The sequence below is a fragment of the Streptomyces sp. NPDC127068 genome, assembly GCF_042724695.1.
Classification (GTDB): Bacteria; Actinomycetota; Actinomycetes; order Streptomycetales; family Streptomycetaceae; genus Streptomyces.
On sequence record NZ_JBHXEN010000002.1, the window covers coordinates 253,861 to 262,203 of the forward strand.

Here is an 8,343-nt window from a genome sequence, read left to right on the forward strand (position 1 = left end):
GACCAGTTGTCGGCGCAACAACTCCCGCCGTCGTTCCGCCGATCCGTCGCCCGCACCGATGTTCGCACCCGACAAGAAGGCTCACGTCCCCTCAAGGTCCGACTGGTGAGCCGCACCCTAACTTAGGCTAGCCTTATCTTGCTACGGCACCTCCGGTGCGCCCCGCGGCGTCCCGGTACCGTGCTTCCCCCGTTTGCTCAACAGCAGTCCACCTCCGAGTAGTTGATGGCGCGTGCAGCTAAGTCGGATGTCTGGAAGGCGTGCGGTAACGGAGGCGCAACGGGCCGCACCGCACCTTGTTGGCGGGCACTTAGGTATGGCTATCCTTTTCCCGTGCATCACGATTCGCCGAGTTCGACCGCGGCGCCCGTTCCCTCGCCGGAGAAGGCTTCGCTCCAGCCCTCTTCGTCCCGCTCCCTCCGGTTGTCCCGGTTGCCTGGGGTTTCCCTGAAGCCCCTCCCGCACTACGCGGCCGTCCCCCTCTGCCTGCTCCTCCTCCTGCTGCTCTGCCTCGGCTCCCTCGCCCTCGGCACCAAGTGGATCGCGGCGGACCGCGTCCTCGACCTCCTGCTCCACCCCGACGGCTCCGAAGAGTCCGGCATCGTGCACGACATGCGCGTACCGCGCACCCTGTTCGGCCTCGTGGTCGGAGCCGCCCTCGGCACGGCGGGCGCACTGATGCAAGGACTCACCCGCAACCCGCTCGCCGACCCCGGCCTGCTCGGAGTGACCGCGGGCGCCTCCCTCGGTGTCGTCGTGACCACCGGACTGCTCGGCATCACGGCCGTCCACGGCTACCTCTGGTTCGCGTTCGCCGGAGCCCTCCTCGCGACGGTCCTCGTCTACGCCCTCGGCGGCGCCGGCCGCGGCGGTGCCACCCCCGCCAAACTCGCCCTCGCCGGCGCAGCCGTCTCCGCGCTGCTCCAGTCCCTGGTCAACGCCGTGCTGTTGTTCGACGCGGCAGCCCTCGGCGACTTCCGGTTCTGGGCCGTCGGCTCGCTCATCGGACAGCCCGCGGCGCTCCTCGTCGACCTGCTGCCCTTCCTCGGAGCCGGGCTGCTGCTCGCCGCCCTCACCGCGCCCGCCCTCAACAAGCTCGCCCTCGGCGACGGCGTCGCGACCTCCCTCGGCCAGAACGTGGGCCTGGTGCGCGTCCGCGGGGCCGCCGCCATCACCCTGCTCACCGCCAGCGCGGTCGCGCTCTGCGGACCGATCGCCTTCGTCGGCCTGGTGATCCCGCAGATCGCCCGCCTGCTCACCGGCCCCGACCACCGGTGGATCGTCGCCTACTCGGCGCTGCTCGGGCCCGCGCTGCTCCTCGCCGCCGACCTCGCGGGCCGTCTCATCGCCCGCCCGGACGAACTGCACGTCGGCATCGTGGTGACGGCCGTGGGCGCCCCGTTCTTCATCCTCTCGGTGCGCCGCCGCCGACTGCGGGAGTCCTGAACCATGACCACCACTCCCACCGCTCCTCCCCCCGAGACGGCCGCCCGGCCCGCCGGCGGCCTGGTCCTGCGGGTGCCCCGGACCCGCGCCTCCTGGATCATCCGCCCGCGCGGCACCCTCGTCAGCCTCCTGCTCGTCGCGGCGGTCGCCCTGGCCTTCGTCGTCTCCCTCGCCTTCGGCGAACTGGACCTGCCGCTCGCCGACGTGGTGCGCAGCCTCTTCGGTGACGCCGACCCCGCCACCGAACTGGTGATCCAAGGACTCCGACTGCCCCGGGCGCTGGTCGGGCTGCTGTGCGGAGCCGCCTTCGGGCTTGCCGGTGCCGTCTTCCAGAACCTCACCCGCAACCCGCTGGCCAGCCCCGACGTCATCGGGATCTCCGCGGGCGCCGGAACGGCCGCCACCGCCGGAATGCTGCTCGGCGTGGGCAGCGGGATCGGACTCCCGACGTTCGCGCTGACCGGGGGCCTGGCCGCCGCGGCACTGATCTACACACTCGCCTGGAAGTCCGGCACCACGGGCTACCGCATCGTGCTCGTCGGCATCGGCGTCGCCGCCCTGTGCACCAGTGCGACCAGCTACCTGCTCCTCAAGGCGGGCGTCTACCAGGCCCAGCAGGCCCTGATGTGGCTCACCGGCAGCCTCAACGCCCGCGACTGGGAGCACGTGCGACCACTGGCCCTCGCCCTGGCCGTGCTGCTGCCCTGCGTCCTGCTGCTGGCGCCCTGGCTCAGCGGGCTGCAACTCGGCGACGAGACCGCCCGGTCCCTCGGCCTGCCGGTGCAGACCGCACGCATCGCCCTGCTCGTCGTCGGAGCCGTGCTGGCCTCGTTCGCCACGGCGGCGGCCGGTCCGGTCGCGTTCGTCGCCCTGATCGCCCCCCAGATCGCGCTACGGCTCACCGGCCCCCCGGGCCCCTCGCTGCTCCCGTCGGCCCTGGTCGGCTCCCTCGTGGTGCTCGCCGGGGACGTGGTGGGACGACAACTCCTGCCCGGCACCGAACTGCCGGTGGGCGTGGTGACCGGGGTGCTCGGCGCCCCCTGCCTGCTCTGGCTGCTCAGCAGGTCCAACCGCACCGGATCGGGAGGCTGACCCGTGGACCCACGACCGAAGGGGCTGACGGCGGAGGGCCTCACCCTCGCGTACGAAGGCCGCAGCGTGGTCGACGACCTCGACGTGGCGATACCCGCGGGCCGGATCACCGCCGTGATCGGCGCGAACGCCTGTGGCAAGTCGACGTTGCTGAAGGGGCTGTCCCGGCTGCTCGCACCCCGACGGGGCGCCGTCTACCTGGACGGTCAGCTCATCCACTCGCTGCGCGGCAAGGAACTCGCCCGCCGGCTCGGCATGCTGCCGCAGTCACCCGTCGCCCCGGAGGGCATCACCGTACTGGACCTCGTGAAACGCGGACGCAGCCCGCACCAGTCCTGGTGGCGCCAATGGTCCCCCGAGGACGAACAGGCCGTGTACGAGGCGCTGTCCGCCACCGGACTCACCGAGCAGGCGGACCGGAGCGTGGACGAGCTGTCCGGGGGGCAGCGCCAGCGCGCGTGGATCGCCATGGCCCTGGCCCAGGACACCCCCGTCCTGCTGCTCGACGAACCCACCAACCACCTCGACCTCGCCCACCAGATCGACATCCTGGACCTGGCCGTCGACCTCAACCGCGACCAGGGCCGCACCATCGTCCTGGTGCTGCACGACCTCAACCACGCCTGCCGCTACGCCGATCACGTCATCGCCCTGAAGGAGGGACGGATCGTCGCCGAAGGCGCTCCCGCCGCGGTGGTCAACCAGCGCCTGATCGGCGAGGTCTTCGGACTCAGCTGCACCGTCATCGAGGACCCGGCCGGCGGCGGCCCGCACATCATCCCGTTCGGCCGGCACCACGCCGTCGCCCCCGACCGCACGGCGACGGCCACGAACCGCTGACCCTCGCCGACCACCACCCGTGCACCCTCGGACACCACCCTGCGGTGACCGCAGCCCGGAAGGACACCCATGCCCCGCCACCACTCCCGTGCCCACTCCCCGTTCACGGACGTCCGACCGGACCGTCGCCGGTTCCTCGCCCTCACCGGACTGGTCGCCGCCGCGCCGCTGCTGGCGGCCTGCGGCTCGGACGATGCGAAGGACTCAGGGAGCGGCGGCGGTTCCGGCTCCGACGGTGCGAAGGCGAGCGGTCCGTGGAGCTTCACGGACGACCGGGGCAAGAAGATCGAGCTACCCCGGCGCCCGGAGCGCGTCGTCGCCCAGTCCCACCCCGCCGCCGCGCTCTGGGACTTCGGCGTCCGCCCGGTCGGCATCTTCGGCCCGCAGAAGGCCGCCGACGACAAGCCCAGCCCGCAGATCGGCAATGTGGACCTCGCCGAGACCACCTCGGTCGGCACCGCCTTCGGCGAGTTCCAGATGGAGAAGCTGATATCCCTCAAGCCGGACCTGATCGTCACCATCGCCTACGGCCCGACGGTCTGGTACATCCCCGAAGACGTGATCAAGAAGGTCGAGGAGATCGCCCCGATCGCGGTCATCCAACTGATGGGCGTGGCCGTGCCGGACGCGGTGAAGCGCTTCGGCGAGCTGGCGGCGGCCCTCGGCGCCGACCCCGACAGCGCGGAGATCAAGAAGGCGAAGACGCAGTTCGAGACCGCGGCAGCGGCGGTCACCAAGGCCGCAGCGGCGAAGAAGGGCCTCTCGGTCGCGGTCGTGTCCGGGACCAAGGCCAACTTCTTCGTCGCCGACCCCGCCTTCCACGGCGACGTGAAGTACTTCCAACAGCTCGGTCTCGACATCGTCGAGCCCAAGAAGCCCGAGGCCGGTTTCGAAGCGCTCAGCTGGGAGCAGGCGGGCCGCTACCAGGCAGACCTCCTCCTGGAGGACGCCCGCCCCGAAGGCGGCCTGACCCACCGGCAGATGGACGCGTACCCGACGTGGCGGGCCAGCCGCGCGGTGAAGGCCGGGCAGGTCGTCGACTGGCAGACCGAGACGCCCTTCACGTACCAGCGCTTCGCCAAGGTCCTCGACGACCTGGCCGCCGCCGTCTCCAAGGCACGCGTCGACGTGGTCTGAACACCCTCCTCCCGAACGCCCCCGGAAGCGCCCGAACGCTCCCGGGGGCGTTCGTGTTGTCCTCCTCCGAGACCACGGCCGGCGAGGGACGGGGCGGTCGCCGACCCCCTACGCGTAGTACCCCAGAGCTAGCTGGAAGGTCACTCCCCGGCGGGACGCGGACGACGACGGGCGGTCCGTAGCTTCACAGAGCCACCACACCACGGATCCCCGGTTCGATAGGAAGCCCATCTGCCATGCCCTCCCGCCCCGGCACGAGCCGTCCCCGCATCAGCAGCCCCCACATCAGCAGCTCCCGCACGAGTCGCCTCAGCTTGAGCCGGCTGCGTCGCGTCGCGCTCGCCGCGCTGGTCACCGCATCGGTGGCCGTCCCGCTGTCCGGCGCGGCCCGGCCGGCGGACGTGCCGGCCCCGGCGCCGACCGTCCACGGCCCGCTCCGCGCGGCGACCCCCGAGGCCCTTGCCGAACGGTACGCCGGGACCCGCGTGGACCTGGCGGCCGCCGCGCGGACGGCCGAAGAACACGGCGACACCCAACGAGCCGAGGCCCTGCGCACCCTGGCGGCCCCCGCCCGTCAGCTCCTCTCCTTCGACGGTCGCAACGGCGGCCGGGCCGTCGAGGTGATGGGCGACCTCGCCCGGGCCGACCGGATAGCCGTGCTGGTGCCCGGCGCGGGCACCAGCGTCGACAGCTACCGGCGACTGCGGAACGACGCCGGCGCGCTGCGTCGCACCTTGGGCGACCGGTCCGCCGTCGTGGCCTGGCTCGGCTACCGGACCCCGGAGGCGGTGAGCCTGTCGGTGGCCACGGCCCGACGGGCCGCTCAGGCCGTGCCCGATCTACGCGCTCTGGTCGAGGAGTTGACGCGGGTGAAGCCCGCCGCGCGTACGTCCCTGGTGTGCCACTCCTACGGCACCGTGGTCTGTGCCGGCGCCGCCTCCCGGTTGCGGGTCGCGGACATCGTGCTCTACGGCAGCCCGGGAACCGGCTACGACAGCGCAGCCGCGCTCCGTACCGAAGCCACCGTATGGGCGGGCCGGAGCAGTGGCGACTGGACCGTGGACATCCCGCACCGGCGCCTGAGACTCCCCTTCGTCACCTTCGGATTCGGTACCGACCCCGTCTCCCCGGAGTTCGGCGCCCGGACCTTCAGAGCGGGTCACGGCCCACACAGCGAGTACCTGAAACCCGGCTCGCTGCCCCTGCGCAACATCGCCCGGATCGTCGCCGGCGAGGCCACGGCCACGGCCACGGCCACGGGCGCTGACACGGACGCCAGTACGGGCACGGGCACGGACACAGCCGAACGTTCCGGAGGGGACCGTCGTGCGTGAACTCATCCGCCGCATCGACGCGGCCACCCCCGCCGATCGTGACCGTGCCGTCGACGCCCTACGGGCCCTGGCCATCCTCGGTGTGGTGCTCGGCCACTGGCTGGTGACCGCGCTCGTCGTCGACAGCGGGGTCCTGCGCGGCGACAGCCCGCTCGGACACCTGCCCCAGTTCACCCCGGTCTCCTGGGCGTTCCAGACGCTCGCGGTCTTCTTTCTGGTGGGCGGACAGGTGGGCACCAAGAGCTACCTCGCCGCCCGGGCCAGGGGCACGACCTACGGGCGGTGGCTCGGCGATCGGCTGCTGCGACTCTTCCGCCCGGTCGCCGTGGTGCTGGTCGTGTGGACGCTCGCCGTGATCGTGATGCTCGCCTCGGGCGTGGACGGGACGACCCTGTACACCCTGGGCAAACGCGTGTTGTCCCCCCTCTGGTTCCTGCTCGTCTTCGCGGCTCTGACGGCGGCGACGCCCCTGGTGGTGAGACTGCACCCGCTGTGGCCGCTCACGGTGGTGCTGCACGTCGACCTGATCCGCTTCGGTCTGAACGGGCCCGAGTGGCTCGGCTCGGCCAACATACTGGCGGCGTGGCTGGTCCCCTACTGCCTCGGCGCCACCTGGGCGCAGGGCGGGCGGCACACGCGGGCGATCGGCTGGACACTGCTGCTCGGCGGGGCCGCGGTCACCGCCGGACTCGTCCGCTGGGGCGGTTACCCCGCGTCGATGGTCGGAGTGCCGGGGCAGCCGGTCTCCAACCTGGACCCGCCCACCCTGGCGGTGGTCACCTTCGGTCTCGCCCAGTGCGGCGCCGCCCTCCTCCTGCTCGGTCCGCTGCGACGGCTCCTCGTCCGGCCCGTGGTCTGGGCGGTCGTGGCGCTGGTGAACCTCTCGGCGATGACCCTGTTCCTCTGGCACCAGACGGCAATGATCGCCGTGACCACCCTGGGGCTGTTCAGCTGGGTGCCCCTACCCGGTCTGCACACCGTGCCCGATGACACCGGCTGGGTGCTCACCCGACTGGCGTGGCTCCCGGTGTTCACCCTCGCGCTCTGGGTCTGTTGGGCCGCGTTCCGCACGTACGAGCACGGCCCGCGCCGCGGCAGCGGTCGACGGAAGCGCACGGTGACCCGGGGTACCCCCGCGCCGACCCGACCGATGCGGCGTGCCTAGCCTCATGGCTCACCACCCCTCGCGTCGGAGCGCCCGGGCCATCATCCCGGGCCATCACCCCGGCCCCTTCGCCGGGCACTCCCTGCCTTGCTGCCCGCCCCGGGCCTCAGCGTCGGGCGTGGCGGATCTTCAGCCGTCCGAAACCCACGCTCCCCGAGATCCGGATCTTCGGCCCCCCGGGGCGGGCGCGCCGTCGGGCTGTGTAGAGCAGTGGCTTCCAGCCGGTGCGCAGATCCTCGACGTCCACGACGGCGTCACGGGGCACGGTGATCCTGGCCCCGCCGGTGCCGAGTTGCAGCTCGATGTCGACCACCGGATGCTCGATGACCGCCCGGGACAGGTCCAGCCGTACCTTGCCGAACGCCGACTCGACCTTGAGGGTCCGAGGCACCCGCCATGCGCCGCGTCGCCGGATCCGCCCGGTTCCGGCGGTGATCGTGGCGGTGGTGTTCACCTCCGCCGGGAGCGAGGCCAGAGCCGGTACGAGCGCGCCGTGCGTGGTGGCGGTGAGGACCTGGTGGAGGCGCCCGTCCATCTCCTCGTGCGGGAAGTGGCCTTGGGCGTACCCCTCCTGGAGGCGCCGCAGGGCCGATTCGCGTTCCTCCTCGCTGATCGGGAGCGACGGATCTTCCGGCGATGAGGTCACCCGCTCATTCTAGTCCCGTTCCCGGCGGTGCTCCGAGCCGTACTCCCGGGCGGATGGAGCGGCCAAGTCCGCCCTTAGTTGCGGAACTTGGGCGGTGAGGCGTTCCGGGAGGTGTGTCCGTGGGTGGACGTCCGTGCGGCACGGGGACGGCGAGGCCCCGCTGAACGAGTGAGCCGAACATGATCATTTTTGTTACCGCCAGGTACTTTACTTCTCCTTGACCTGGTGGCAGGCTGGCGCTCACCTCAGCCCCCCACAGGTGACTCCTTCTCAACTCCCTTTGTGCACAAGGTAGTTGAGCCCTGGGCTGAACTCCCACAGTAATGAGATCCCTAGATCGGAGTGCGAATGAACCGTCGTGTTCGCTGTGCGGCTTTTGTGGCGACCGTGGCGGCCGGTGTCTCCCTCGTTCTGACGAGCGGCACCGCCCACGCCCAGGACCAGCAGGCCCCCCGCTCGGGCGGCTTGATCAACATCAACGCTCCGCTGATCAACAACACCGGTGACATAGACCTGGTGGAGGACGTCTTCGAGCACATCAGCATCCCGATCCTGGGTCAGGCCGTGCACCAGATGTACGACTGGGCCACGTTCCAGGGCGGCCTGTTCGGCAAGAAGTGACCCGTACGCCGTCACCGGTTCGTTGATCCGTGCGGTGCGCACCCCACCGAAACACCGCTGGC

Annotated in this window: 8 protein-coding genes; 7 read left to right on the forward strand and 1 reads right to left on the reverse strand. The window is 71.5% G+C overall.

The window, feature by feature from the left end; genetic code table 11:
* Window positions 1-447 precede the first annotated feature (447 nt).
* The 6 genes from ACFWIA_RS02080 to ACFWIA_RS02105 all read left to right on the forward strand — a co-directional run bounded on the left by ACFWIA_RS02080 (window position 448) and on the right by ACFWIA_RS02105 (window position 7,014).
* Entirely contained in the window at window positions 448-1,446 is a 999-nt protein-coding gene (locus ACFWIA_RS02080) for a FecCD family ABC transporter permease (protein WP_386999491.1), read from the forward strand.
* A 3-nt stretch (window positions 1,447-1,449) separates the two neighbouring features.
* Window positions 1,450-2,538, forward strand: coding sequence for a FecCD family ABC transporter permease (locus ACFWIA_RS02085; RefSeq protein WP_386999468.1), 1,089 nt, complete (start codon window positions 1,450-1,452; stop codon window positions 2,536-2,538).
* Window positions 2,539-2,541: 3 nt separating this feature from the next.
* Window positions 2,542-3,378: an ABC transporter ATP-binding protein gene (locus ACFWIA_RS02090; protein WP_386999470.1), complete on the forward strand. Its 837-nt coding sequence runs from the start codon at window positions 2,542-2,544 to the stop codon at window positions 3,376-3,378.
* 69 nt (window positions 3,379-3,447) lie between these two features.
* Window positions 3,448-4,515: an ABC transporter substrate-binding protein gene (locus ACFWIA_RS02095; protein WP_386999473.1), complete on the forward strand. Its 1,068-nt coding sequence runs from the start codon at window positions 3,448-3,450 to the stop codon at window positions 4,513-4,515.
* Window positions 4,516-4,751: 236 nt separating this feature from the next.
* Complete coding sequence (locus ACFWIA_RS02100; RefSeq protein ID WP_386999475.1) at window positions 4,752-5,849, forward strand: alpha/beta hydrolase; 1,098 nt, start codon at window positions 4,752-4,754, stop codon at window positions 5,847-5,849.
* Complete coding sequence (locus ACFWIA_RS02105) at window positions 5,842-7,014, forward strand: acyltransferase (RefSeq protein ID WP_386999478.1); 1,173 nt, start codon at window positions 5,842-5,844, stop codon at window positions 7,012-7,014. The genes ACFWIA_RS02100 and ACFWIA_RS02105 overlap by 8 nt, the downstream gene beginning before the upstream one ends.
* A gap of 106 nt (window positions 7,015-7,120) precedes the next feature.
* Here the strand turns inward: ACFWIA_RS02105 and ACFWIA_RS02110 are convergent, their stop codons facing one another.
* Entirely contained in the window at window positions 7,121-7,660 is a 540-nt protein-coding gene (locus ACFWIA_RS02110; protein WP_386999480.1) for a DUF1707 domain-containing protein, read from the reverse strand.
* A 348-nt stretch (window positions 7,661-8,008) separates the two neighbouring features.
* Between ACFWIA_RS02110 and ACFWIA_RS02115 the strand changes: the two genes are divergently transcribed.
* On the forward strand, window positions 8,009-8,281 hold the full coding sequence (locus tag ACFWIA_RS02115; RefSeq protein ID WP_385490335.1) for a hypothetical protein: 273 nt from the start codon (window positions 8,009-8,011) through the stop codon (window positions 8,279-8,281).
* Window positions 8,282-8,343 lie beyond the last annotated feature (62 nt).

Excerpts from the sequence above, each read along its gene's own strand:
- ACFWIA_RS02100 (WP_386999475.1), top strand. The coding sequence starts at position 4,752 with ATGCCCTCCCGCCCCGGCACGAGCCGTCCCCGCATCAGCAGCCCCCAC.
- ACFWIA_RS02095 (WP_386999473.1), top strand. The coding sequence starts at position 3,448 with ATGCCCCGCCACCACTCCCGTGCCCACTCCCCGTTCACGGACGTCCGA.
- ACFWIA_RS02115 (WP_385490335.1), top strand. The coding sequence starts at position 8,009 with ATGAACCGTCGTGTTCGCTGTGCGGCTTTTGTGGCGACCGTGGCGGCC.
- ACFWIA_RS02085 (WP_386999468.1), top strand. The coding sequence starts at position 1,450 with ATGACCACCACTCCCACCGCTCCTCCCCCCGAGACGGCCGCCCGGCCC.